Source organism: Planctomycetota bacterium, assembly GCA_018242585.1.
Lineage (GTDB): Bacteria > Planctomycetota > Planctomycetia > Pirellulales > PNKZ01 > JAFEBQ01.
In genome coordinates this window covers 186,102-211,984 of record JAFEBQ010000015.1, presented here as the reverse complement: position 1 = coordinate 211,984, position 25,883 = coordinate 186,102, and the positions used below count along the sequence as shown (strand labels likewise).

The following is a 25,883-nucleotide window of genomic DNA, read 5'->3' as shown; positions in this document are numbered from 1 at the left end:
TTTCACCGCTCCACTGGAAGTTCCACACACCCCTGCCTCACTCCAGCCAAGTAGTTTAGGGCGCAGTTCCCCGGTTGAGCCGGGGGCTTTCACACCCTACTTACAAGACCGCCTACGCACCCTTCAAGCCCAGTGATTCCGAATAACGTTTGCACAGTTCGTCTTACCGCGGCTGCTGGCACGAACTTAGCCCGTGCTTCCTCTGAGGCTATGTCAAATACAGGAGATTGCTCCCATACACTTCATCCCCTCTGACAGTGGTTTACAACCCAAGGGCCTTCATCCCACACGCGGCGTCGCTCGGTCAGGCTTGCGCCCATTGCCGAAAATTCTCGACTGCAGCCACCCGTAGGTGTCTGGGCAGTGTCTCAGTCCCAGTGACGCAGGTCGTGCTCTCACACCTGCTACCCATCATTGCCTTGGTAGGCCATTACCCCACCAACTAGCTAATAGGATGTAGACCCATCTTCTGGCGGAATCACACCTTTGGTCCGGAGACGTCATCCAGTATTACCTGCAGTTTCCCGCAGCTATCCTGAACCCGAAGGTAGGTGATCTACATATTCCTGTCCCTTACGCCGCTTTCCCCTTGCGGGTACACGCGCGACTCGCATGCCTCATCCACGCCGCCAACGTTCATTCTGAGCCAGGATCAAACCCTTCATGAATTTTTCGCTTTATCCCGACGGCAAGCCGTCGGACAATTGAGCAAATCACTAGAGCCTGATGTTGGCGTCATTCTTTCCGATGTCACCACCGGCGATACGACGCCCAATAATCGGTCACAAACTTGTGCTGGCTTACTCATTGATCGCCCACGAACCCTGCGCGAAACGCCTTGCGACGCCCCGAACACGATCCGCCTAGCGATCATCAATTAACTTGGGATCACTACCAAATTGTCAAAGAACTTGCTCACCCAGCAGCAAGCTGCCGGTTGAGCGGAGACTCAGCATTCTATCGGAAGACCAAGGGGTGTCAATTACCGTCGAAATAATTTTTCGACCATCATTTTCTGCACCCAACGCACATCAGCCCGCACGGCGCAACTTATTGGAATTTCAAGGACTAAGCGTGCTGTCGTCCACAACTTGCCCAGTCGCGCCATCGCGCAATGTTGGAGCACCAGCCGAAGAAAATCGGCCGCAAAACTTCGCTAGCCTGCTATTCCGCGCTTTCGCCCAACCGCAGCTTCACGTCGGTCGGCGCGCCGTCGCGCACAATCCCCAAAGTCACCGTCTGGCCAGGCTGTTTTGACTCGACCGCCGCCAGAAACGCTTGCGCCGTCGTCGTCGGCTTGCCGTCAACGGCCACCACCAGGTCGGCCGCCGTGCGATCGATGTTGTTGAACTCGTAGACAAACGGCCCTTGTTGCCGACGCTCGCGCGTGACCTTCGGACCACGCAGGCCGGCCTTCTCGGCCGGTCCACCGGGCGTCAACGCGGCAATTAACAGCCCGCTTTCCGTCTGAAATACCTTGGCAATTCCCGCGTCGGCGCGAATCACGCGACCACGTTCCAACAATTGCGGCACCACCTGGGCGATGCTGCTCACCGGCACGGCAAAGCCAACGCCGGTGCTCTGCCCCGTCTTGCTCGCGATGGCCGTGTTCATGCCGATCAGACGCCCGTGACTGTCCAACAGCGGGCCGCCCGAATTGCCCGGGTTGATCGCCGCGTCGATCTGAATGATCGACTTGATCGTGCGATTGTTCCGACTCGGCAGCGAGCGATTCAAGCTCGACACCACACCCGTGGTCAGCGTCCGTTCAAGCCCAAACGGATTGCCGATGGCAAACACCCGCTGCCCCACGCGGAGTCGAACCGAATCGCCAAATTCCACGGGAAACAGCGAGGCCGGCGGCGCCTTGATGCGAATCACGGCAATGTCCGTGGCCGGGTCGCCACCGACCAGTTCCGCCAGATACGACTTGCCGTCGAACAACGCGACTTGGATTTCCCGCGCGCCGTCGATCACGTGATGGTTTGTCAGAATGTGCCCTTGCTTGTCGAGCACCGAACCCGAGCCAGCCCCCTCGGAGGGGATTTCGATGAAGAACAGCGCTCCGGTCTGCATCCCCTTGGTGTTGATGTTGACGACGCCGCGATTCACTTTTTCATAGACGGCGATATTCACCTTCTCGTCGGGCGTCAGGTCGTCATCATCCGACGACTGCGGTATGGCTTTGCCGCCTAGCCGCTGCGCCGGCTGACGCGCGCCGCTGGTTTGGGCAGCGTTATCGGTGTTGGTCCGCGACTCTTGAAACTCAATGGTGGTTTCCGCTGGCCGCACATCCGCCGGCGCCGGTCGGCTCAACGGCACCTGCGCCGCGGCATGGGAATGCCAAAACCGCACGTAAGCCGCCGCCACCAACAGCCCTAAACCACTCGAAATCAGACACAACACCACGGTTCGTTTCATCGCCATCCGCTCCGCCAATAATTCCCATCGCCGCCCGGCCTTACGTGCGGCCGGCGTGCTCCCATGATACGCGCAAACGATGCACGCGACGAGCAGCGGCGCAAGCATTGCGGCTATCGTCGTACGGACAATCGTCACAACCCGCAGCGCTCGTCGCAGACGGCCTCGTTAGCGGCAACCTAATGTCGCCAATTCACCTAGGCCGATACGTTTGCCAGCAGACGCCATTTGGCTGGCACTGCGCATCGAACGCCTGCATGGACAGGGCAGGCGCGTAAGGCGGACCTGTGGTTGGGTATGGAGATCCGACGAATGAAACGCTCTCGCGTCGCGCTGGCGTGGTTTCTTGCCCTGTATGGAGCCCTGTTGGCAGCAGTGCGAGTCAGCGGGCCCAGCGGCGTTATCGCCTCGGAAGTGTCGCGAGCCACGCGCCCCGGCACTGAAGCCGGCTCGCAAAAGCTCATGACACACGAATCGGAGTTCGCCCTCGATCTCTACCACCCCAATTGCGGTCTGAGCTATTTGTGGAATCGCTCGGGCTTGCCGATTCAAGGCCCTCCGAGCTTGGCCTTTCACGGCCCCGAGCAGATCCGCCAGTTTGCGCCCGAGGCGCTGAATCACACCTCGCCGGTGGCCGAACGCTGGCAACGTCAACAACTGGCCGACCAGGCGCAGGTCGAAGCCCTGGCACGTCACTTACCCAAGCGCAAGCACCCGCTTCAACGCGTTGACGCGGACGACGAGCCGCAAGCGTCGATCGTGCTGGTGATTCTGGCGGGCGAGCCGAGCCACCGCCCGGTCGCCCCCATTGGTTTCAATGATCAAAAGCTGTTGAAACTCACGCAGTCACTCTACAAATCAGGTGCCATCGACACGCACACCGTGCGTCCAGTCACGCTCGCCTTGCCGGTTAGTCATGCTTGGCTCAATGGCCAGCCGGCCGGTGAGATTGGCCGCACCGTGGCCATGCTGCCAACGTGGGGGCGTCTGCGTGAGCGGGAAGCGATCGAAATCGCCTCGGGGGCCAAGAAGATTACCGCCAAGGCCAAGGCGCGCCCCCACTGGTCGGCCCGGTTGATCACCGATGGCATCGTGGCCTCGGCTAGCTTCGCCAAGCACACGGCCAAAGGATACTTGTATAGCGCTCCGGCTGTGGCGGTGAACGTCGCCCATACGTGGAAGATGATTCCGCACGCGGCCCCCCGCCAGGTCCAGCGGCCGACCCAAAATTACAGCCGACCGTCATCCCGAACCACGAAGCGTGGCATCGGCTGGCGTGTGCTGCGGTAAGGCCGTGGCGATCAAGTCGCGGGAATGTGGCGGCTTTTCGAGGCGTAAGGTTTGAGGCATTGGCAAACTAGTGAAGCCTATGGCATGATGTTCGGCTCGTCGTCCGAAGCATCACCATAACTCCTAGATTGCCCCTACCTTGCCCGGCCAACTCCTCGTCACGATCGCCACGTACAACGAGATTGAAAACCTCCCCAGGTTGATCTCCGAGGTGCATCAGTTTGCACCCCAGGCGGACATCCTGGTGATAGACGACAACAGCCCCGATGGCACGGGGCAATGGTGCGACAAAACGGCCAAGACCGAGCCGCGGCTCCATTGTTTGCACCGGTCGGGAAAACTGGGGCTGGGAACGGCCACCATTGCCGGCATGCAATACGCCATCGAGCATGGCTACGAGCTGGTGCTGAACATGGACGCCGATTTCAGCCACCATCCGCGTTATTTGCCGGCCCTGATCGCCGGTATGGACGCACCTACGCCGGGCTCGGTCGATGTGATGGTCGGCTCGCGCTACATTCAGGGGGGTGCCATCGAAGGCTGGCCGCTGAAACGACACTTCATGAGCCGCGGCATCAATTGGTTCTCGCGCCTGGCGCTGGGCATTGGCGCCCGCGATTGCAGCGGCGCGTTCCGTTGTTACCGCGTCTCGCGATTGAAGCAGCTCGACTTTAGCAGCATTCGCTCGCGCGGCTATTCGTTCCAGGAAGAACTTTTGTGGCGATTACAGCGGCTCGGCTGTCGGATTTCCGAGGCACCGATCACGTTTGTTGATCGCATCAGCGGCGCGTCGAAAATTAATGCGTCGGAGTCCGCTAATTCGATGCGCATTCTCTTGCAGCTTGGCCTGCAGAATTGGTTCGGCAAGCGGTAACGCCACCATGCCAGAACGCGTCGTCGTTTCGTGGAGCGGTGGAAAGGATTGCCTGCTGGCGCTCGAAGCGCTGCGGGCCGATCCCAGGTACGAAATCGCCGGATTGGCCACGTGTCTGAACGGCGACGAACAGGTGGCGATGCATGAAGTGCCGCGCGCCTTGCTGGCAGCCCAGGCCGCAGCGCTCGGGCTGCCGTGCTGGACCGTGGCTCTGCCACGATTTCCGTCGAACGAGCAGTACGAGGCGGCGTGGCTGGCCGAGTTCGATCGATTCGCCGCCCAGGGCATTCAGACCGTCGCGTTCGGCGATCTGTTTCTCGCCGACCTGCGCGCATGGCGAGAAGCACTCGTGGCAAAGTCGACGCTGCGCCCCGTTTTTCCCCTTTGGCGGCGCGATACCTTATCGCTGGCCAGGCAATTCATCGATCGCGGTCATCAAGCAATCCTGACGTGCGTGGACACCCGAGCTTTGGCCGCCGAATTCGCGGGCCGGCCGTTTGACGCGAGGCTACTCGCCGATTTACCCTCGGGCGTGGATCCGTGCGGCGAAAATGGCGAATTCCACACGTTTGTTCACGCTGGGCCGATGTTTTCCAGCAGCGTCAATTTGCACGTGGCGGGAGTTCACGCCGACGATCGGTTCTGCTGGGCTCGGCTTTTATTTGGTTAAACAATCACAGCCCCGGAGCCTGCGCTCCGGGGCTGTGATTGAGCGGATTGGCAAGGCTACAAATAGCGGCTTAGTAGCCATTGCCCATATTGAAGCACGGCTGCTCCGACATGGCGCCAACACAGATGTTGACGCACTTCGAGTGCTGGACGTTGTTGTTGTTGTCACCGCTTTGGTCGCAGAAGTCGGGCAGATCGACGAACTGCGAACCGGCGGTAAAGGCGGCGTGGCCACAGACCCCGCTGAACGAGTACGACTGATCCAGGTTGGCGATCGCCTGGGCCACGTCGGCCAGTTCGCTGACCACCGAATCGCGGACGCTCTTTAGCCCGACGATCACGCCAATCACCAGAATGGTCATAATCAGGACGATCTCCGCCGAAATGATGGCGCCAGTTTCTTCATTCCACAAATGTTGCAAAGTCTTCATTGCTAGTCCCATCCCTTTTTCGTGTGCTGGGCGCTACGACTTGTACATGTGTCGCAGGCTTAATTGGCCCTCTATTTAGCACGTTAAGCAGGAGTGGAACCTTCACAACGGCGAAGACTTTAACGATTACGGAAAATCGGCGATCGTGCGACGGAATAAAAACTACAAGTGATACAGCCGTTACAACCGGACCAAAAATCGGCGCATATCGCCGTCCGCAGAATCATCACCGGAAAAACGAGCGCTAAAACCCGCGCTAAAGTTGCGAGCAAAAACACGGGAAAAGAAGTCCCGTGCCCCGCGCATACGCGCACGCGGTGATTTCCGCCCGCGGGCCGCGACGATGCTCGCCGTTTCAAGACGAGAAAACGGGGGCGAGTAGCACCTGGATCACGTCCATCGTGGTCAGCGCCAGTTGCGGATTGCGCAGCGAGTCTCCCTCGACGCACTGTTGCCACATTTGCATCGCGTGGCGCAGATACTGCTGCCGCGATTCTTCGACCAGCTCGGGATGTAGGTCGCGCACGACCTCAGGCCACAAGAGTTTGAATTGTTCGAGCGCGCCCGAACGGCCGGCGATCGCCTCGAAGACCGCGTCGTCCAATTGTTCCAGCCGCTCGACCGCCACGGGGCACTGGGCAGCCAGCATTTCGCTCGGCGCGGCCACGTCAAAGGTGCGGGCCGATTGCGCACCAGGCGCAGCGTGATCGTTGCTCGATGTCTCGGTGTTACGGTGGGCGCCGTCGGCGCGGCGTCGCGGGTCGTAAATCATGATCGGTCGGGATTTGTGGCTTAATTATCGAGGAAACGGGCAGTATTTACGCAGGCTCAGCCGGGCGGCCGCGAGCCCAGCGAGGCGTGCAACTGGTCCTGCAACTGGTCGAACTGGTCAATCAATCGCGCAAGGGACGCTTGTCCATCGCCAGTTGTAGCGCCGTTGCGGTTCGCATGATTGCGCCCTTGTCGCTGGCGCCGGGTGGTTTCGGCGAATTCGTCGAGCGACTTGCGCAATGCCTGTACTTCGGCCAGCCAGGCGGCCCGCTCGGCTTGCTGTTGTTCGTTCATCTGCTCGCGGGCGGCGTCCAAATCGGCCTGCAGCCGTTGCCGCTCCTTCAATAAAGAATCGACTTGTTGCTGCAGGTTCGGTCCCAGTCGCCCCTTTTCGCGAGCCAATCGGTGGCGCAGTCGGTTGACCTCGGCTTTGGCTTCGAGAAACTGCTGTCGCAGGCCGGCCACTTCTTCAGCCGAAGCGACCAGGCGGCCGATCTGGGCCTGGGCATCGGCCAGGGCGGCATTCAGGTCGGGCAAGACCAGAGGCGTCAACAAAAGACCCGCCGGGGCCTGCGCAACCTCGGGGGCGGGGGCACCCTCGGAAGCGGGCGCCACGGCGGGCAGGGTAGACAATCGGGCGTGCCACTGGAACAGCCGGCGAGCTTCGTCCTGGACCTGCTTCGCGCCCAGCTCGGTAATTTGCCGCAGTTCTTCCAGCTTTTGCCATTTCACATCCAGTTCGTCGCGAGCACGTTGGGCCTGCTGTTGCTGGTCGGCCAGTTGCCGGCAGCGTCCTTCGAGTTCGAGTCGCAACACATCGCAGTCGTCCAACTGGCGCGCAGCGGTTTGCTCGAACTCGGCGCTGGCCGAGAACAACTCGTCGAAGACCTGATCCAGGTCTTCCCAGGGGGCGGCAGATTCCTTGGCGCGATGCGTAGTAGCCACGCAGCGATGGTTCCGGTTTGAGATGTTGTGCCTGAACAGGCCGCCGAATCGGCTAGAAAAGGGCGCCGGAAAACCGGTCGCTTGATTCGGCATCTGAACCCTAGGTCGCCGTCGACTGCCTGGCAAACTTTCGCGACCATTTCGCCGCAACTTGTCAGACGCATGCATGCATGGCGTGAATTTCCCTCAAAAACCACGTCTCCCATAAACTCCGTAAGCTCGAAATATTCCGTCGTTTACGACAAGTTTCTCGCCACAAATGTCCCTGCCAGGGGTTGAAAAGGCGTCAAAATTTTCCCATGTTTCCCTAAGTCCCGGCGGTAATGGAGGTCGTCGTGGATCAGAATGGGTAGTTGCGACCAACCGGCGCTCGGCGAGTTCGCCCGAACTTTGGGCTCGCCGGCGGCAGGACGGGCGGCGAAAGCGAGACCCAGGCTTTCCCCGTTCGGAAAAGCAATTGCCTTGGCAGCGACGGAAACACTGTCCGCCTTAAACACGGCAGGTGCTCGTCGACTTTTGTTACTTGTTTTGCAAGGAGATTCCCGCATGTTGAACTGTGTTCGTTGGGCCGCCCCGGCCCTGTTGCTGGTCGCCGGCCTGTGCAATTCGGCCGACGCCAAGCTGTTTGGTCGCCTGCAAAGCGACGAGGAAATTCCCGCACCGGTCATGGCCGCCCCTGGCATGGCCGCTCCGATGATCAGCGCCATTCCGATGGCCGCCTCGTTAAATGCTGGTGACTGCTGCCCCCCCTGTTGTCCGACCCCCTGCATCACCTATCGCCACGCCGGACTGCGCAAGGTCAAGTGCTGTGGCTGCGAGCCGCCGGTCCAGACCGTCCTGTGCGTCAGCAATCCGTGTACTTGCTGCCCGGTCAACGTGCCGGTCTGCTTGCCGAGCTGCTGCACGGGCGCTCCGGCCGTGGCGTGCCGTGGCGGGATCCTGTGTGACGGCGTGGTCACCTATGATTGGTGCTGCGGCGTGACCGTCTCGGTCAAGTTCAAGAAGTGTGGCGATGTTGTCGTCACCTACCGTGGCGTCTAAGCCGTCGCGGTCAGCTTGATGGGTTCATTCAAACTCGGCTCGTGGCGTGACAAACGCCGCGAGCCGAGTTTTTTCTGCGCGCTGCTTCGGTACCAGTTGAAGGCCCGGACGGTTTAACTGCCGGCCTTGGCACACTACACTGGCTCGCATGCCCCGAGCCAAACGTCCCGCCCGACCGCCCCTGACGCCTCCTGGCGAGCCTCGCAATATCACCCTGCTGACCAGCTTGTGGATGTTGTCGCTGTTGACGGCGCTGGCCTGCGAATCGGTGGCCGGCGCGGCCCAGTTCTATTTGCGCCAAGCCGACGCTGAAGCGCTCCCCGTCATGGCCTTGGCTGGCATGATGACCCTGGCGTCGCTGGTCACGGCGACGCTCACACTGGCCCTGACGGCGGCGGTCTGCAAGTTGCGCCCCGTGCGTCCGCCACTGGTGCTAGTGGTGGTCGCCATCCTGGCTGGTATCATGCCCTGGCTGGCGATGCTGATTCTCAGGTTCGCTGGATGATTCCGCCCGTGTCGAATCGACCTTCCGCCCCTTCGCCATGACCCAACCCCAACCCACCGGCACTGATTACGCTCGTAGCGAGCACCACGAGTTTCTGCCGGCCGTGGACCAGGCGCTCCACGACGCCAACTTGCAATTGGCCCTGGTGAACCTGGGGGACACTCTCGGGACCCGCAACAAGCAGGCCCTCGGCAGCCTGCCCGACAAGGACGCCTTGCGCCAGCGTGCTCGCGCCATCAAAGAGGCGGCGTTAAGCCGGCTGGACGAGCATCTGGTCACGCTCCAAGCCGCCGTGGAGCGCAACGGCGGTCAGCTTCACTTTGCCGCCGACGCCGCCGACGCCCAGCAGATCATCACCGGCGTCATTCAGCGCGCTGGTGGTCGGCGCGTCGTCAAAAGCAAGTCGATGACCAGCGAAGAAATTCACCTGAACCACGCCCTCGAAGCGGCCGGGTGCGAAGTGCTGGAAACCGACTTCGGCGAATACATTGTGCAGTTGGCCGGGCATCGCCCCTCGCATCTGGTGGCGCCGGCCATGCACCTGACCATCAACGAGGCTCGTGACATTCTCAGCGCCGACGCGGGCCAGACGCTCCCGGCCGAAGCCGAGGCGCTGGCGGCCTATGCGCGTACGCGGCTACGCACCGCCTTTGGCGCGGCCGATGTCGGCATCAGCGGTGGCAACTTCGTCGTCGCCGAGACCGGCTCGGTGGTCATCATCTCGAACGAAGGGAACGCCCGGCTGACGACGTCATTGCCGCGCGTTCATATCGCCTTGGTCGGCATCGAGAAAGTCATCCCCCGCTTCGCCGATTTGCCGGTCTTTTTGAAGCTGCTGGCCCGAGCGGCAACCGGGCAGAAGATGTCGGTCTATACGTCGATCGTCAGCGGGCTGCGACGCGATGGAGAGTTGGACGGTGCCGAAGAGTTTCATCTGGTGCTGCTCGACAACGGCCGCTCGCGGATTCTCGCCGGGCCGCTGCGCGAAAGCCTGTTCTGCATTCGCTGTGGCGCTTGCTTGAACGCTTGTCCGATCTACCGGAACGTCGGCGGACACGCCTACGGCGGGGTCTATGCTGGCCCGATCGGCGCGGTCCTGACGCCGCAATACGACGGGCTGGTGCCCAATCAGCACTTGCCCCACGCCTCGAGCCTGTGCGGCGCGTGCCAGGCCGCCTGCCCGGTGAAGATCGCCATCCCTGAGATGCTCGTGCAGCTGCGCGATCAACTGCATGCCGAGCCCGCCATGGGGGGCAAGCTCGAAGGGTTCGCCTATCGGATGTGGGCCGTGGCCATGCGCCGGCCGGCGCTCTATCGCATTGCGACCTGGCTGGCCACGCGCACGATCGGCCGGCTGGGCAAGCGCTGGCTCGCCCGACTGCCGGGCCCGCTGCACGGTTGGACCCAATCGCGCGATTTCCCCGCCCCAGCTGCGCAACGCTTCCGCGATTGGTGGGAAACGGAGGGGCAAAAGTGAAGGCCCAAGACTTCCTGGCCCGCGTTCGCACCGCCGCCGCAACTGGCCGCCAGTACCCGGTGGCGTACGACAAGGACATTCCACCGACGACGGGCTACTACGGTGCCGGCGACGCGCCGGTTGATCGGTTCATTGCCGAAGCGAACCTGGTCGGCGGCCAGGCAGTGAGCGTGGCCAACGATGACGAAGCCCGCCAAACGATCGTGGCTCTGCTGAGCCAATACTCGGCCCAGCGGGCCCTTTGCTGGCAACATCCGCTGCTCGATCGCCTGAGACTTGACGAACTGCTCGACCGCCAAGGCGTGCCGCGGTTTGATTACGACGCTCTAGCCGCCATGCCTGCGGACGAGCGTCGCAAAACAATGATGAACTGCGACATCGGCATCACCAGTTGCAGCTACGCGGTGGCCGAGACCGGCTCGCTGGTCATGCTGTCGGAACCAGGGCGCGAGCGGGTGGCCAGCCTGCTGTCGACGGTCCACATCGCGGTGATCGAAAGGAGCCAACTGCTTCCCGACCTGTTCGACGTGTTCGAGAGAATCCAGCCCGACACCGACGGCCGGTTGCCCAGCAACGTGACTTTCATCACCGGGCCGAGCAAGACCGGCGATCTGGAATTACGCCTGGTGACGGGCGTTCACGGCCCGAAATACTGGCACGTCATCGTGATTGACGAGCCGACTGCCGTGTAATGGTCTTTGCTGCGTTCGAAGCGCCGGGCATGGAATGAGCCCCGTCGATGCGCAGCCGATTGCCGGTTGACGTAGTGGTCGCCGGCGTCACATTCGGGAGCCAGCGGGCTAGCCCTGGCCACAGTAGTTTTGCCTGCTGTTTCAGATAGTTCGTGCGGAAGTAATAGCGCACGAAACATTTGGCGTGCCAATCAAGCAACTCTTCGGCCGTCAGATGCGTGTATTGCAGCACCGGCTGATAGACATCGTAGCGCGAGTAATCGAACGTCGCGATCCGATCCTTGAGCGCCGTAAACATGGCCGTACCGGGGTATGGCGTCACCAGATTGAAGTTCGCCAACGTCGGCCCCAGCCACTTGGCGTAACGCAACACCTGACGAATCGATTCGGACGTGTCGTCGACAAAGCCGATCATCAAGCCGGCCACCGTGCGAATGCCCAATTCGTGGCAGGCCGCGATCCATTCGCGCAGGGACTCGTCGGCCAGTGGTCCGCGTTTATGCTCGCCGAGCAGTCCGTTGTCGGGCGTCTCGACGCCGAAGGTAATGCTCGTTAGGCCAGCGCGGCGCAACAACCGCAAGGTGTCGAGGTCGATCAGGTCGCTGCGCGTTTCAATGGCGAACTGCACCGGCCGGTGCAGCCGGGCCAGGCCAATTGCCAGCTCCTGCGCCCGGCGTCGATCGACGCCAAACAATGGGTCGCGGAACTTGAACGAGCGAAAGCCGAACCGGGCCACGCTTTCGCGAATCTCGTCGACCACGGCGTCGCTGTCGCGCTGCCGCCGGCCACGATGCGTGACCAGGTACGGGCAATAGTCGCAAGCCAGCGCACATCCGCGGCTATGCTGCACCAGGGCAGTCGGAAACCGCGTGAAGTCGAAACCGACACGGAACCGGCGATGGCCAAAGGGGCTCCAATCGGGCCGGGGCAACGCATCGAGATCGCCGACAATGCCCAGGTCGATCGAACGCTCGTTCGATTCGACCACCTCGTCGAATCGTGACGTTAGCTGCTCCGCTTCGCCACGCAAGACGGTAACGTGCGGATCGTCAAACGCCTCGGGCATGGCATGGGCCACGGGGCCACACACTAGAATGCGTGGCGGCGCTGGCAACGACAACAATCGGGCCATCATCCGTCGTTCGTGGGCCAGCGTGGCCAGCGCTGGATGAAAGATCACCACGTCGGCGGCCGGTGGATCGGTATCGACGATGTACTCAACCGTATGGCCGATTTGTTTTAACCCTGCGGCCAGATAGGCGAGCGCCAGTGCTGGTGGGCGGCGTTCCTGGCGAAACCAATGTCGTAGCAATTGCCCGCGCAGTCCGCCCCGACCGTGATAGACGCCAACACCGAAGCCGCCGGCGAAATCCTTGGCGATGTCCCCGCGGCGTGTGTCCCAGAGTATGACGTGCATGGTCAACGGTTCGTGATGGTGGCCGCCGGTTGCATCTGCCGCCCGGAACTAGGGAGTCGTGGCGTCGGCCATCGAAGCCACGTTGGTCGATTCGCGGGCTTCTTCGCGACGTACCTTGCCACTCAACCCAAAGCACGTGAGTGCCGCGCTGAAGTCAGGCTGGCCAGGCGTGCGGAGCGACACGCGATCGGGCGCCTCGACGACGTAATCGATGCCGCGCCAACTAATGTGGCGGACCCGCACGCCGCTCAACAACCCGACCCAGTGGACCAGCCCCGCCAGCGGAGCGAAAACGCAGTCAAACCGCGCCGCTCGGCGCCAGTGGGCATGATGCTGCGGGCAGTAGAGTTGCGCGATGCGGCACCGGACCAGCCCTCGCACCAAGTGCGATCCGTACAGCGCGGTCAACCCCGCGGCAGCAAACCAGTCGAACATTCCCGTTTGAATCAGCGTCGTCGTAAATCGCCCGGCGGTGGCTAGCAGCACCAGACTCGATAGCGTTGACCAAATCAGCGCCATCAGCCAGAGCCGCGGCAAGTAGAGCCGAGCCAGCGCGTATTGCCGGTAAACAAAGCTGGCCAGTTCGGCCGGTTGGTAATCGAGTGGCGAGGCGATCATGCACGTGGGCTCGAACTCAACACGCAACCCGGCGGCGTGAATCATTGCCGTCGCCGACAAGTCGTCGCCGAGCATGCCGCGCCAAGTTTGCCGCACACGTTCGCGTTCAAAGACATCGCGGCGAATGGCCCAAGAGCCGCCCCAGATCAGCTGGTAGCCCTTGGTCCCGAACAGCGTGGCCGCCGAGGCGTTCAAGCTATAGGCCAGCCAGTTGGTCAGGCTGGGTCGGGTGGGCACGAACCAGCGATATCCGGTGGCCGCTCCCGAACGCGAGCGATCGAGCCGCTGGGTCAGGTTCAAAAGCCAGCTCCGATTGGGCCGGGCGTCGGAATCGACAAAGGCCAACAGCTTGACCCTGTCGGATAGCTCGCGCGTGGCGGCGCGCAAGTTGTGAACCTTTTGACCACAATCGATCGCGCGGCCCGCGATGATCAATTCGGCGTCGACTTCGGCGTACTCGGCGATCAGTCGACGAATCACATCGGCGGCCGGGTCACAACTCGATTCGACCACGAAGCGCACTTGATAGTCAGGATGATCTTGCTCGAACAGGGGGCGCAAGTTATCGCGCAATCCCACATCCATGCCACGACACGGCGCCACGACCAGCACGCGCCCGCGCGGGCGGCGCCCCAGCGGCTTGCGGAAGCGGCCAATGGCGAACCGCAGGTGTTCCCAGGTCTGGGCGGTCAGCAACGCCGCCTGGCCCACGGCCAGCGTGAGAGCGGCAATCCAGATCCAATCGAGCAGCCCGTCCATGAGCACGCAGCGAATCGTGATGAAGAGGAGAAACCGGCAGGTCGATCAATCCTTGACCGACCAATTTTCCCACCAACTCGCCACGAGATGACGAGCGTGGGGTGACGATAAACCGGGTCGCGAAACGGGTCAACCCGAACCACCGCTAGCACGCGATTATTAACAATCGCTATCTAACTCTGGTGGGGGAGTTTGTATCCGCATGGCGAGTGCGGCAGCGATTAGTTTTCGACCGCGCCTGTGTTCGTCAGCGGGTCCGCGCCGTAGGTCTCGGCCGCCAGCGGCAATTCGTCCGGCGTCGGGGCCGCCACGGCCACCGGTTCGGCCGAGGCCGCTTCTTCGGCTAGTTGATTGTCGGCGTGGAGCGCGCGGCCGATCTGCCGCACGGCCTGCCGCAGGCGGTTCTCGTTCTCAACCAGCGCCAACCGCAGGTAGCCTTCACCGCCCGGGCCAAAGCCGGTGCCAGGGCTGACCGCCACGTCGGCCTCTTCGAGCAGTTTCATGGCGAAGTCGATGGCGTTCATCTTTTGGGCCCACTGATCGGGAATCTTGGCCCAGACGAACATGCCAGCGCGGGGCGTGTTCATCTCCCAACCCAACCGACGCAGGCCCGTGCAGAGCACGTCGCGCCGCCGCTGGTACAATCTCGATTGAGCCTCGACGGCCGCCTCGGTGTGACGCAGGGCGACGATCGCCGCGACCTGGATCGCCTGGAACATGCCGTAGTCGTAATAGGCTTTGATCGTCCCCAGCGCGCGAACCAACTCGGCGTTGCCGGCGCAGAAACCCACGCGCCAGCCGGCCATGTTGTAGCCCTTGCTCATGGTCGTGAACTCGACCCCCACGTCACTAGCGCCTGGGGCGGCCAGGAAACTGGGTGGCACATAACCATCGAACGCGACGTCGGCGTAGGCCATGTCGCTGATGATCATGAAGTTGTACTTCTTGGCCAGCTTCACCGCGTCGACGTAGAAGTCAGGATCAATCGTCGTGGTCGACGGATTGTGCGGGAAGTTGAGGATCAACAGCTTGGGCCGTGGCGACAAGTGCTGACACGTATAGGCCACATTGCTGAGGAACTTGTCCGGATCGGTGACGTCGAGCGTCACGCAACTTCCACCCGCCAGATTCACGGCGTAAACGTGCGCCGGGAAATAGGGCGATGGAACCATCGCCAGATCGCCCGGGCCCATCAGCGTCAGGCACATGTGGCTGAAGCCTTCCTTCGAGCCCAACGTGGCGATGATTTCGCGCTCGGGGTCCAGTCGCACACCGTATTTGCGCAGGTACTTGCTCGCCACTTCGCGACGGAGGTTCAAAATGCCAATCGACTGGCTATAGCCGTGGTTGCGAGGATCGCGGGCGGCCTCAACCAATTTTTCGATGACGATGTCCTGCGGCGGCTCGGACGGGTTGCCCATGCCCATGTCGATCACGTCGTCACCGGCGCGGCGTTTCTGCAGCAGCAGCGAATTGATGCGTCCGAACAGGTACGGCGGCAACCGGCTCATGCGGTCGGCGAATTGAATCTTGAACGGCTCGTTCATATTTGCGCCAGCGTCACCAAAGGATTGCGATAAGTGCGTTGCGAACTCGATTCGATAAGTCGAGCTTTCACCGACCGGTTCGGTCAGCAAGCTCCACGGCCGGGGCATCGTCGAGGTCGAGCCCAGATCATCTAGGATAATCGCTGGTTCGGCGCAAGGGAACGGTTCGCCGAGGCGGATTTTCGGCCCCCACCGGGGTGGAACCCGCGGCTCGTGCCGGATTTACGGCTGGGAGATTCTCGGCGACCGCACTACCGGCGATTGGTCAGCGGGGCCGTGGCGGCCGCCGGGCGGACTTCCGAATCGCGCGTGGGAACGGGCGCCCCCTGCCCCACGATCGAGTCGATGCTCTGGCCCTTGTTGGGCGAACGGGACGTGTGGGTCAGGAAGTTGTCGATCGAGGAACTCTCCTGTAAATGGGAGAACTCCTGGGCCATCGCGTTGCGAAGCTTCTTCTCCGCCACGTCGGCGATCAGCAATTGGCGGACCTCATCCATCCGTGCGTCAACCGGCTTGGTCTCGCCTTCGCAATAGACGATCACCCACTTGTCACCCAGTTGGAACACGCCGGAGATTTCGCCCGACTTCAGCGCGAAGGCTTCGCGCTCGAGTACCGGCTGGCCCCCCCACTTTTGCACCGGGGGAACCTCACCACGCAAAACGCGGCTCGTGGCTTCGACCGAATATTCCGCCGCCAGGTCGCCAAAGTTTTCCAGCGTTGGCTTGCTGCGAGCCATGTCCCAGACTTCCTGCGCTTTGCGCAGTTGGTTGCCGTGGAAGACAATCGCGCGAATGCGCACCCGTGGGCCGTAGTTCGCCTCGTAGCCCCGCTGCAGGTCTTCCTGAGACACTTCGACTTTCTTTTCGACCAGGCGACGGAGCACCACCGACGGCCAAACTGAATCGCGACGGTAAAGCTCAACCGTTGTCTTTTGCTCTTCGAGGACTTCCTTCAACCAGGTCTCGACGTCGGGCGTGCCGTCTGGCTTCAGGCGGCCCATCGACATGGCGGCGCGGGCGACCTCCTGGTCGAGTTCCTGTTCCGAGACTTCGATCTTGTCGCGGCGGGCGGCTTGTTCGAGCAGCCGGCGGTTGATCGCCCCTTCGAGGGTTTGCGTGCCGTTTCGCTCGACGCATTCGTCGGCCAACTCGGCCGTGGTGATTACCTTTTCACCGACCGTGGCGGCCACGCCGGGTTGCTGCTTGCGGCGAACCGGATCGGTCCAGACCACGTCCAGCCGCGATTCGTGCTGCAGTTCGCCAAAGATGTCGGCAGCGGCCTGACGCATCTTCTTGTCGCGACAAGCTTCCCACAGTGTGCGGTAAACCGCGTCGTTGCGGTCCTTGCCTCGCTCGGCCAGAATTTGTTCGTAGGTCGCCCGAGCCGGAATCTGCCGCTCGCATTTCAAAATCGCGAACTGGTTATTCACGGCGATCAGATCGGAGATTTCGCCTTCCTGCATCGCGAAGGCCACGCGTTCCAAATTGACGTCGCCCAGGTTCTTGCGAATTGGCTGGATCAGTCCTTTGGCGCTCGCGCTGCTGACGTCTTCGGAGTACTTCTTGGCCAATTCGCCAAAGTCGGCCGGGCTAGACCGGGCCTGCCCCAGCACTTCGCGGGCCTTGGGCAACTCGGTGACGACGATCAGGCGAACCTGGACCGCGGGACCAAACTGGGTGTCAAAGGCCGCGCGGACTTCGTCCTCGGTCGGCTGCACGCGCTGCTCGGCCAACTTACGCAAGGCGACGGTCGGCCAGATGATGTCCTTGGCGTATTGCTCGGGCGTGATGTTCCGCTCTTCCTTCAACATCTTCAGCCATTGATCGGTGGCCACGCCAAACCGCTGGGCCATGCGATCGACTTCGGCGGCAACTTCGGTCTGTTCGACTTGAATGCCCCGCTTGCGGCAGGCTTCGAGAATGAGCGTCTTGTTCAGCAAGGCTTCGAGGACTTCGTTGCCGTAGTGCAGCAAGGCCTCGTCGGCCAGTTGCTGGCGGGTGATCTTTTCGCCGTTCACCATCGCCATGACTTGCGACTTCTTTTGTTCTTCGGTCTGCGGCGAGTTCGTCGGCGCGGCCGCGACCGCCGGCATTTGCTTGCCCGGCGCGCCGGCCGTGGCGGCGCTGGGCCCCCACACGACTCGAACGGCCATGCACACGGCCACCAGACCGATGCCGCCGGCGATCCAGTACAGACGCCGCTGCGTGCGACGCTCGTCAGTTGTGAGAGAAACGCGAGCTTGATTCCGTTCGGCCATGACGACTCACCTCCATGTGATTCATCTGCTCGCGTGGATCCGCGCGTTGAGCATGCCGCACTCACGCCCATCCGGAGCGAAAAGTTGCGCTGCGCGGAACCTGGAGCATGGCCCGGCGTCACTCAGCAACGCGGGCCAGAAGCATCGCCAGCGGGCGACGCCATTTCGGGGCGGAAGTATGACCGAGCGCGCGAAACGGGTCAACAGAAGTTGACTGGGCCGCGGATGTGCTAGCGAACCACGGCAACGAATGGCTTCATTGCGGCTGGGCGATTGGTGATCAGCCCGTCGATGCCAGCCGCTAACAGCCGCGTGGCCAGATCCGGATCGTCGACCGTCCAGGCCCAGACTTTCAGCTTCATCGAGTGGGCCAACGCGATGCTAGCGGGCGTAAGCCGCGGGGCTTCCCAGCCGACGATTGCAGCGCCGATTTGAACCGCGCGCTGGCAAAGTGCATTGGTTAGCTCGCCTTCGCCGAGCGCGCCGAGTTGTAGATTTGGTGATAGCGCATGGCAGGCGGCGAGAAATTCCCAGTCAAAGGCTTGCACCGTGACATAGTCGCCGGCCTGGCGGCGATTGAGCACGCCGACGATTTGCTCCGGCGTGCCGGACTTGCGCTCGATCATCAAACACGTTTGCGGAACGAGGGCCGCAATCGCTTCGTCGAGCGTCGACAAACGCGTGTTGGCAAACCGCGCGTGGAACCAGGCACCGGCGTCGAGCGAATGAAGTTCGGCTACGTTGAGATCGGCCACCTTCAGCCGATCATTACCCCAGAGCGCCTTGGCGTCGGTAGTCCGCGCGACTGTGTCGTCGTGGATCACGATCGGCGTGCCATCAGAAGCCGCCTGAACATCGAACTCGACCAGATCGACGCCAAGCTCAACGGCGGACAGAAACGCCGGCAGCGTGTTCTCGGGGGCGGCGCAACTGTTGCCGCGATGGGCAATCAGGAGGGGACGCGATTGATGAAAAAGCGAAGTTGGCCCCACGTCATTTGATCGGCGACGGGGAAGGATAATCGAACTCGACACTGGCGAGCGATGACAACTTTTCTTCAGGTGTGATCAAAACCAACAGGCTAATGTCGTTTTGCAATTCCTCGGGGAGAGTCGCCAGAAACTCCCAAACCAGTCGGTGCCGCATCGATCGACTTTTGCCTTTGAATGCCGCGTCAATGATGCGAATTCGAATTGAGATCGAATTGTAGCGATACAATTCGACCTGCGCCCCCGAATGATTGTCCGCGTATGCCTCTAAGGTATCAGCTACCTTGTCGAGCTTTGTGTCGGTACGTCCGCGGGCGACTTTGACAATCACGTTACATCCTCTGGTCTGCCCAGGTGACAATTCGGCGAGCGGCTCTGGAAAAATCCCGAAACTCGTTCGGCTTGAGTTGGCGCGTATTATACCTCAATTCGACGGACCATTCTTCAACACCAGTGAAATCGGCGAGAATCGACGCGGGAATCGGTCGTCCACTGACTCTAACATACAGGCGTTTTAACCAGGTGAAGTCATGTCCCTGCGCCCCACGGAATGAACGCTCCAGCTTTTCTTGCTTGGCATTCGGAACTGAATTCAATATGAGCGATTTGAGGATGCACTCAACTGAATAACCAAGCAGATAAACTGGCCCCAGCGTATCGACGACGTTTGAGAGCACCTCGGCTTCCTCAAATCGCTGAATAGCGCAACGATAGAACCTTCTCGCTACCGCTGTTCGAGGTTGCCCCATGTCAGCCCCAGCGGATGTCGCGCTAGTCTTCCATCACTTCAGTTTCTTTGGCTTTGGCCAGGTCGCCGGCTTTGGCTTCGAACTTCTTGGTCAGTTCCTGAATCTCTTCCTTGAGCTTCTCGCAATCGTCCTCGGCCAGGGTGCTGTCCTTCTCTTCCTGGTCGGCGGCTTTGTTGCCATCGCGACGGACGTTGCGAACCGCGACCTTGGCTTCCTCGCTCAGTTCCTTGATCCGCGCCACCAACTTGCGGCGTGTTTCGGTCGAGAGGGCCGGCATGTTCAGGCGAATCACACGGCCGTCGCTTTGCGGCGTCAGGCCCAGGCCACTGGCCAGGATCGCTTTCTCGATGTCCTTGATCGTGCCCGGGTCGAAGGGGCGCACGACGATCTGCGTGGGCTCGGGGGCCGAGATGCTGGCCAATTGCTTGATCGGTGTCGGCGAGCCATAGGCCTCGACGCGCAGCGAATCGACCAGGCCCGGGTTGGCCCGGCCGGTGCGAATGCCCGCCAGGTTGTGCTTCAGCACATCCAGGGCCTTTTCCATCCGTTCTTCGACGTCGAGCAGAATGTCGTCAGCGCTCATGGTGGTTGATCTATGGCGTTAAGTGAATCGAACTCGACTTGGTCTCGGGAGCAGCAAGCCGGGCCCGCCTAGGCCAGTGCGGTCACGCTGCTGCTGATGATCGTACCGATCCGTTCGCCGCTCACGGCCTTTTCGATGTTCCCTTCCTTGCGGTAGTTGAACACCAAGATCGGCATTTCGTGCTCCATGCACTGGGTAATCGCGGTCGGGTCCATGACCCGCAGGTTTTGCTCGCGAACCGCATTGTAACTGAGCTCGCTGTACAGGACCGCGTGCGGGTTCTTTTCCGGATCGTCGCTGTACACGCCGTCGACGCGGGTGGCCTTGAGCAGAATATCGGCGTCAAGTTCCAGCGCCCGCTGCGCTGCCGCCGTGTCGGTGGTGACGAAGGGACTGCCGGTGCCAGCGGCCAGGATCACGATGCGGCCTTTTTCCAGGTGCCGGCGGGCGCGGCGGCGAATGTACGGCTCGGCCACGCCATCCATGCGAATGGCCGACGACAAGCGCGTTTCGCAACCCAGCGATTCCAAGGCGTCTTGCAGCGCCAAGCCGTTGATCACCGTGGCCAACATGCCCATGTAATGGGCCGTGGCTTCCTGGACACAGGAGTTCGACGAGGTGAACTGCGCGCCGCGCAGGATATTGCCGCCGCCGATGACAATGGCCATCTGGGTGCCGCCTTGGATGGCGCGATGGGTCTGCTTGGCGATGTGCAACACGGCGTCCATGGCGATGCCACGTCCGCCGGGCTGACAAAAGCATTCGCCCGACAACTTCAACACGACGCGACGCTGCTTCTCGGAGTCTGCGGGTCCGGGATTGCTCATGACCGGGGGCCTCGTGTGGCGAATTGTAGTGGGCTCGAACTGGCAGCGGTGCAAAAGCTCGGCGGCACTCTGCCGCTTAGGCCTTGCCGAGCTTCCAATTGGCGAACTGCTTGACCTGGGTCTTGGCGGCGTCCAGCACCTTGCCAACCGTTTGCGTCTCGTCCTTGACGAACGGCTGGTCGATCAGCACGCGGGCCGCGTAGAAGTTCCGCATCCGCCCTTCGATCATCTTCTGGATGATGTTGTCAGGCTTGCCCTCCTTGCGGGCCTGCTCGGTCTGGAAGTCCTTTTCTTTTTGAACTTCGGCCGGGTCCAGGTCTTCGCGGCGGACGGCGGTGGGGCTTTGGGCGACGATGTGCATGGCCACGTCGCGCACGACGGCCGGGTCGCTCCCTTCATATTGGACGAGCGAGCCCAGGTCGCCGGTGGCGTGGACATAGCCCACGGCCGGACCCGTCACGCGCATCACGCGCCCGAGCTTGAACACCTCGCGAATGCGACTGAACATTTCATCTTTTTCTTCGCCCAGGGTCATGCCAGGTTTGCGGGGCGAGGGCTGCTTCAGCAGTTCTTCAGCCGTCTTGGCGCCCGGGCCCTTGGCCAGTTGCTGGGCCAGGTCGTTGGCAAAGGTCTTGAAGTCAGGGCTGGTGGCCACCGGAGCGCTTTCGCACATCAGCTCGACCAGCGCGCCAACTTTGTCGTCGGCGTACACGCCAATGCGGCCGAACTCAGTGTCGCGGCCCAGGCGGGTCTCTTGGACCTTCTTGTTGCGCTCGCGCAGCAACGTGACGGCGGCGTCCTTGTCACCCTTGGTTTCGGTCAACGCCTGCTTGCAATCCATCATGGGAAGGCCGGTCAATTCGCGCAATTCCTTGACCGCGGCCGCGGAAACGTCTGCCATGAAAACACCTCTTCGCTCAATGCCAATGCGATGAATATGGTTAGGCCCTGACCGCCGGGGCCAAGGCCGACGGCGCGGCGCGCTCGAATTGGCGCGCCACGCCCGGTTGGTTCGATACCCAGGAACTGTGCGGAACCGCCAGTTACTCGGCGTCCTTATCGGCGCCTTCGGGGCTGACGTAGGCCGCCGTGTGGCTGGCCGGCATCAGATCCTTGGAGTTCTGCTTGCCTTCGATCACCGCGTTCGCCAGTTGCTGCATCACGATTTCGATCGAACGGATGCTGTCGTCGTTGCCTGGGATCGGCAGATCGACCAAGTCGGGGTCGCAGTCGGTGTCGATCAACGCCAAGGTCGTGATGCCCAACTTGCGGGCTTCGCTGATGGCGTTCTTTTCCTTGCGCGGGTCGATGACGACCATGCACTCGGGCAACCGGTTCATCGAGCGGATGCCGTTCAGGTTGCGGAACATCTTGCGATATTCACGATTCAACGCCGATTGCATCTTCTTGGAGTACTTCAGAATCTCTTCCGTCTTGCGCATATCTTCGAGCTGCTCGAGACGAGTCAACCGGCTGCGAATCGTGCGGAAGTTGGTCAACGTGCCGCCCAGCCAGCGGTCGTTCACATAGGCCATGTTGCAGCGCTCGGACTCGCGCTGCACGGTCTCGGCCGCCTGGCGCTTGCAGCCGACGAACAGAATCAGACCTTGCTGAGCCGCGACCTGCGAAAGGTACTTGCGGGCGCGAATCAGTCCGCGCACCGTTTCGCGGACGTCGATGATGTGGATCAGGTTGCGGCGACCATAGATATAGGGCCGCATCTTCGGGTTCCAGCGACTGGCGCGATGGCCAAAGTGGACGCCTGCTTCGATCAATTGCTTGACAAGAACCGTTGACAAAGGGAACTCCTCGCGTGCTCTGGCACGCCGGCTTGGAACGATCAATCGCGATTCGATGCACGCCAGTGCCACGTGCAAGTGGCAGCGATGCGTCACACGGCGATCGTCGACATTCCACCCAGGCTGCGTCGGCCCGAAGACAATTCGAGCGGCAGCGCCGAGTGGCATCCGGCGTTCGTTGAAACTGCGGTCAGGAACCGGGATCGCCCCCGCAAGGACGACCGGCTGCGCCGTGGACCGTTCGCGGCAGCAAGTCCGTTATGGTATGGGACTTTACGCAGGGCGTCAACCCGCGAAGAGCGCGCATTTCCCACGGAAAATGCGGAAGAAAGAGAAGCTACCCGGCAAGGATTCGAACCTTGAATGAGAGAGCCAAAGTCTCTAGTGTTACCGTTACACCACCGGGTAGTACCGCCGGCCATGTTAGCGAAACAGCCCCAAATTGGCAAAGGGGCGGTGAGAAGCGATTGGCGGTTAGCCATTAGCGATTAGACCGCGGCGGGCTCGTGGTGGTTCACGCCCCGAGATGATTCTGATCGCTACCTCGAGGTGGCGGCAACGGGCGCTCCGCGGCACTCAGTTTCGCGCTGGCCGCGCTACGAAGTCTTCGGCGATTCGCCTTCGTCGGCGGCCCCTTCGGCCGACTCGGTTCCTTGACCGTGCGAAGCGCGATTGGCGACTGAGAATGCCAGTTGTTCCAACTCGATCGCCAAGTCGACCGACACCAGGCCGACGTGTTCGGGCAAGGCAATCGTCACCGGAGCGAAGTTCAGAATTCCCTGCACGCCGACGGCGACCAACTGGTCGGCAACCGGCTGGGCCATGGCGGCCGGCACGGCCAGCAGTCCGAGCGCGATTTGATTGGCCTTGGCGATTTCGGTCAGCCGGTCGAGCCCGTAGACCCGGACTCCTTCCACCTCGGTACCGACCTTGCGAGGGTCCGTGTCGAAGGCCGCGACGATGCGAAAGCCTCGCTGCTGGAACCCTTTGTACCCCAGTAGGGCGCGGCCCAGGTTGCCGACGCCGACCAGGGCGGCAGGCCATTGCTGATCGGTCCCTAGAATCCGCTTGATGGCCGAGATCAGCTCGTCGCAGCGGTAGCCGATGCCTGGATAGCCAAAGTGGCCGAAATAGGCCAAATCCTTGCGAACCTGGGCGTCGGAAAAGCCGAGCAACTGGCCCAGTTGGCTGCTGCTGGTCGTCTCGTGGCCGTCTCGGACCAGGTGATGCAGTTCGCGCAGATAGAGGCTGATCCGATTGACGACTGCCTTGGGGACATCGCCTTCGGCCCCCTGCCCAGCCGATTTGCCTCGCGAATCACCCATGATGCTGCGCGTCAGTAGTTAGCCAATCAACGATAAACCCCGCCCAGGCGGCCAGCAGTCGCCCCGCGGCCTAGTCAGGTTGCCCTGGGAGCGGCCCCCTCGGGCCGCCAGCCGCCCCATGTATAAGGGACGTTCCCCACTGTAACAAGATATTCTCGGCCGTGGCGACTCGGTCCATATCAAAATGCAAAAACCCTCGGGCCGGCCGCTTTCCTGCGGCCGCCCCGAGGGTTCGATGCTTTCCGCGACGCAATTCTCGCTGGGCGCGCCCCGCGCCCGAACCGCTTATTGGTTGGCAAACGGCGTGGTTGTGTCGTTGATCCAAATCTTGCCGCTGGTCAGGTCGAACAACCAGCCAGCACCCGAGACCGTGGCGGTCGGCGGGTTGGCGCCAGCGGCCACGACGGTGTTGCTGTTAGTGTACGGGTTCATCGGAATGGTCTGGATGTACGGCCCGTATGGGAAGTTGGCGCCGGTGCCAATCGTGCCCGTGTTGTTCGTGCTGCTGATCAACTCGGTCATGGCCTGGGTGGGCATGGCGCCGTTGTGCTGCGACTTGTACAGCTCGATCTGCGAACGGAGGGTGTTCAGGTTGAACCGAGCGGTGCCGGTCTTGGCGTCGCCGGTCGAGTTCGAGAACTGAGGAACCACGGTGGCGGCCAGGATGGCCATGATCACCACGACGATCAGGATTTCGACCAGAGTGAAACCCGACTTCCGACTGACATTCTTCTTCATGTTTGTCCCTTTCAATGCATCGCTGGCGCTAAAGGAAAGCATTTCTGAACCTCGTCCCTACAAGCCACCCGCTTGTAGTTCCCTGCTACCCCTGGGGGCCGCCCGTAGTCGATCGCTCGATCCGATGGCCCACACGCGCCGGTCGATCGTGCGTCGCGGCAAACGTGCTCAAAATACCTAGGTTGGTTTTGAACACCTGTCAAAAAAGCGACTGAGTGAAAAACTCCACAACGGCTGCGATGGTGCGACACAGCGCCGCCAATCCCACCAAAATGGGTTCTTACGGCCTCGCAGTCGGTACAGGTGGTCGCCTTCCTCGCAACCGGCGCGAGCGGCAATATCACCCCACGACGTGCGATCGTTACAGCACGATCGAGCTTTCATGTTTGAGCAGGCTCTCCTTACCCCTGAACCGTCCCAAAGCCGCTAATCAGGCAAAACTATTTGTCCGATGCAAATCAAGCAACTCGTGCATTTTGACGATATTGCTAGCGTAGGGGGACGATTTCAGACTTTCTGCGCAAACTGCGACCCATACTCGCATGGTGGTGCATGCGTAATTTGGGGCATGCAGTTAATGCAGGCCGTTTGAAACGACCGAACACTCAGTTATCTGTCTGCGCCCTCGGGCTCAGACAAACCAGGCCTGTGCAACCAGAAATCACGTTGGAGGAGGCAACGACCATGAGGAACTTGTTCGCGGTGCCGATCCTTGCTGTCGCCGTGGCGGCGATGTGGGTCGACACAGCAAACGCGCGATACTGCGGTGCCGGAAGGTACAAGTGTTGCGCGGTGGGCTGCGACACCGTCAGCTATGCCTGCTGCAAGCAGCAATGCCACACGGTAATGAAGACCTGTCGCGAGGTGGTCTACGAAAAGCAGTGTTACACCTGCTACAAGACCTGCTACGAGACGGTCTGTGAACCCAAGACTGTCGACTGCGTGAAGTACGTCGCCGAGACGTGCTACCGCGACTGCGAGTACACGGTCTGCAAGCCGGTGTACGAGACCAAGTACCGGACGATCAACTACACGGTCTGCAAGCCCGTGTACGAGACCAAGACGCGTAACATCTGCTACACGGTGTGCAAGCCGGTGTACGAGACCAAGACCCGTAACATTTGCTACACCGTTTGCAAGCCGGTCTACGAAACCAAG

25 protein-coding genes and 1 rRNA gene are annotated in these 25,883 nt (G+C 61.5%); 8 read left to right on the top strand and 18 right to left on the bottom strand.

What is annotated here, in order from left to right:
* Positions 1-668, bottom strand: a 16S ribosomal RNA gene (locus JSS27_08790); the annotation flags it as partial.
* A 496-nt stretch (positions 669-1,164) separates the two neighbouring features.
* Positions 1,165-2,421, bottom strand: a complete 1,257-nt coding sequence (locus JSS27_08785; GenBank protein MBS0209034.1) for a trypsin-like peptidase domain-containing protein — start codon at positions 2,419-2,421, stop codon at positions 1,165-1,167.
* Between the two features lie 312 nt (positions 2,422-2,733).
* On the opposite strand from JSS27_08785, the gene JSS27_08780 reads away from it, so the two are divergent.
* The 3 genes from JSS27_08780 to JSS27_08770 all read left to right on the top strand — a co-directional run bounded on the left by JSS27_08780 (position 2,734) and on the right by JSS27_08770 (position 5,255).
* The gene (locus tag JSS27_08780; protein MBS0209033.1) at positions 2,734-3,711 is read left to right on the top strand and encodes a hypothetical protein; all 978 of its coding nucleotides are present in this window, start codon (positions 2,734-2,736) and stop codon (positions 3,709-3,711) included.
* Positions 3,712-3,838: 127 nt separating this feature from the next.
* On the top strand, positions 3,839-4,585 hold the full coding sequence (locus JSS27_08775; protein ID MBS0209032.1) for a polyprenol monophosphomannose synthase: 747 nt from the start codon (positions 3,839-3,841) through the stop codon (positions 4,583-4,585).
* Between the two features lie 7 nt (positions 4,586-4,592).
* Entirely contained in the window at positions 4,593-5,255 is a 663-nt protein-coding gene (locus JSS27_08770; GenBank protein MBS0209031.1) for an ATP-binding protein, read from the top strand.
* A 70-nt stretch (positions 5,256-5,325) separates the two neighbouring features.
* Here JSS27_08770 and JSS27_08765 read toward each other — a convergent pair whose 3' ends face one another.
* The 3 genes from JSS27_08765 to JSS27_08755 all read right to left on the bottom strand — a co-directional run bounded on the left by JSS27_08765 (position 5,326) and on the right by JSS27_08755 (position 7,401).
* On the bottom strand, positions 5,326-5,685 hold the full coding sequence (locus tag JSS27_08765; protein MBS0209030.1) for a hypothetical protein: 360 nt from the start codon (positions 5,683-5,685) through the stop codon (positions 5,326-5,328).
* A 355-nt stretch (positions 5,686-6,040) separates the two neighbouring features.
* Positions 6,041-6,457: a hypothetical protein gene (locus JSS27_08760; GenBank protein MBS0209029.1), complete on the bottom strand. Its 417-nt coding sequence runs from the start codon at positions 6,455-6,457 to the stop codon at positions 6,041-6,043.
* Positions 6,458-6,513: 56 nt separating this feature from the next.
* Positions 6,514-7,401, bottom strand: a complete 888-nt coding sequence (locus JSS27_08755; protein MBS0209028.1) for a hypothetical protein — start codon at positions 7,399-7,401, stop codon at positions 6,514-6,516.
* A gap of 546 nt (positions 7,402-7,947) precedes the next feature.
* On the opposite strand from JSS27_08755, the gene JSS27_08750 reads away from it, so the two are divergent.
* The 4 genes from JSS27_08750 (at position 7,948) to JSS27_08735 (ending at position 11,116) form a co-directional block, all read left to right on the top strand.
* Positions 7,948-8,442, top strand: coding sequence for a hypothetical protein (locus tag JSS27_08750; protein MBS0209027.1), 495 nt, complete (start codon positions 7,948-7,950; stop codon positions 8,440-8,442).
* Positions 8,443-8,590: 148 nt separating this feature from the next.
* Complete coding sequence (locus JSS27_08745; GenBank protein ID MBS0209026.1) at positions 8,591-8,947, top strand: hypothetical protein; 357 nt, start codon at positions 8,591-8,593, stop codon at positions 8,945-8,947.
* Positions 8,948-8,984: 37 nt separating this feature from the next.
* The gene (locus tag JSS27_08740) at positions 8,985-10,424 is read left to right on the top strand and encodes an iron-sulfur cluster-binding protein (protein MBS0209025.1); all 1,440 of its coding nucleotides are present in this window, start codon (positions 8,985-8,987) and stop codon (positions 10,422-10,424) included.
* Positions 10,421-11,116 (top strand): lactate utilization protein, encoded by a 696-nt coding sequence (locus JSS27_08735; protein ID MBS0209024.1) that lies wholly within the window; start codon positions 10,421-10,423, stop codon positions 11,114-11,116. The genes JSS27_08740 and JSS27_08735 overlap by 4 nt, the downstream gene beginning before the upstream one ends.
* On the opposite strand, the gene JSS27_08730 is transcribed toward JSS27_08735, so the two are convergent.
* From JSS27_08730 to JSS27_08670, 13 genes are all read right to left on the bottom strand, one after another.
* Positions 11,085-12,533, bottom strand: a complete 1,449-nt coding sequence (locus tag JSS27_08730) for a radical SAM protein (GenBank protein ID MBS0209023.1) — start codon at positions 12,531-12,533, stop codon at positions 11,085-11,087. The genes JSS27_08735 and JSS27_08730 overlap by 32 nt on opposite strands.
* A gap of 48 nt (positions 12,534-12,581) precedes the next feature.
* Positions 12,582-13,916, bottom strand: coding sequence for a glycosyltransferase (locus JSS27_08725; GenBank protein MBS0209022.1), 1,335 nt, complete (start codon positions 13,914-13,916; stop codon positions 12,582-12,584).
* 215 nt (positions 13,917-14,131) lie between these two features.
* Positions 14,132-15,565 (bottom strand): aminotransferase class I/II-fold pyridoxal phosphate-dependent enzyme, encoded by a 1,434-nt coding sequence (locus JSS27_08720; protein MBS0209021.1) that lies wholly within the window; start codon positions 15,563-15,565, stop codon positions 14,132-14,134.
* A 143-nt stretch (positions 15,566-15,708) separates the two neighbouring features.
* On the bottom strand, positions 15,709-17,715 hold the full coding sequence (locus tag JSS27_08715) for a peptidylprolyl isomerase (protein MBS0209020.1): 2,007 nt from the start codon (positions 17,713-17,715) through the stop codon (positions 15,709-15,711).
* Positions 17,716-17,945: 230 nt separating this feature from the next.
* Positions 17,946-18,707 carry a hypothetical protein gene (locus JSS27_08710; GenBank protein ID MBS0209019.1) on the bottom strand — a complete coding sequence of 254 codons (762 nt, stop codon included), beginning with the start codon at positions 18,705-18,707 and terminating at the stop codon, positions 17,946-17,948.
* Position 18,708: 1 nt separating this feature from the next.
* The gene (locus JSS27_08705) at positions 18,709-19,035 is read right to left on the bottom strand and encodes a hypothetical protein (protein ID MBS0209018.1); all 327 of its coding nucleotides are present in this window, start codon (positions 19,033-19,035) and stop codon (positions 18,709-18,711) included.
* A 1-nt stretch (position 19,036) separates the two neighbouring features.
* Positions 19,037-19,381, bottom strand: coding sequence for a hypothetical protein (locus JSS27_08700; protein MBS0209017.1), 345 nt, complete (start codon positions 19,379-19,381; stop codon positions 19,037-19,039).
* A 94-nt stretch (positions 19,382-19,475) separates the two neighbouring features.
* Positions 19,476-20,036 carry a ribosome recycling factor gene (gene frr / locus JSS27_08695; protein MBS0209016.1) on the bottom strand — a complete coding sequence of 187 codons (561 nt, stop codon included), beginning with the start codon at positions 20,034-20,036 and terminating at the stop codon, positions 19,476-19,478.
* 68 nt (positions 20,037-20,104) lie between these two features.
* Complete coding sequence (locus tag JSS27_08690) at positions 20,105-20,863, bottom strand: UMP kinase (protein ID MBS0209015.1); 759 nt, start codon at positions 20,861-20,863, stop codon at positions 20,105-20,107.
* Between the two features lie 76 nt (positions 20,864-20,939).
* Positions 20,940-21,764, bottom strand: coding sequence for a translation elongation factor Ts (gene tsf, locus JSS27_08685; protein MBS0209014.1), 825 nt, complete (start codon positions 21,762-21,764; stop codon positions 20,940-20,942).
* Positions 21,765-21,906: 142 nt separating this feature from the next.
* A complete protein-coding gene (gene rpsB / locus JSS27_08680) occupies positions 21,907-22,830 on the bottom strand; it encodes a 30S ribosomal protein S2 (GenBank protein MBS0209013.1) in 924 nt (307 codons plus the stop codon).
* A gap of 428 nt (positions 22,831-23,258) precedes the next feature.
* A complete protein-coding gene (locus JSS27_08675; GenBank protein MBS0209012.1) occupies positions 23,259-23,987 on the bottom strand; it encodes a redox-sensing transcriptional repressor Rex in 729 nt (242 codons plus the stop codon).
* Between the two features lie 285 nt (positions 23,988-24,272).
* Positions 24,273-24,725, bottom strand: coding sequence for a prepilin-type N-terminal cleavage/methylation domain-containing protein (locus tag JSS27_08670; GenBank protein ID MBS0209011.1), 453 nt, complete (start codon positions 24,723-24,725; stop codon positions 24,273-24,275).
* A 684-nt stretch (positions 24,726-25,409) separates the two neighbouring features.
* Between JSS27_08670 and JSS27_08665 the strand changes: the two genes are divergently transcribed.
* On the top strand, positions 25,410-25,883 hold a 474-nt coding region (locus JSS27_08665), incomplete at its 3' end, for a hypothetical protein (protein MBS0209010.1).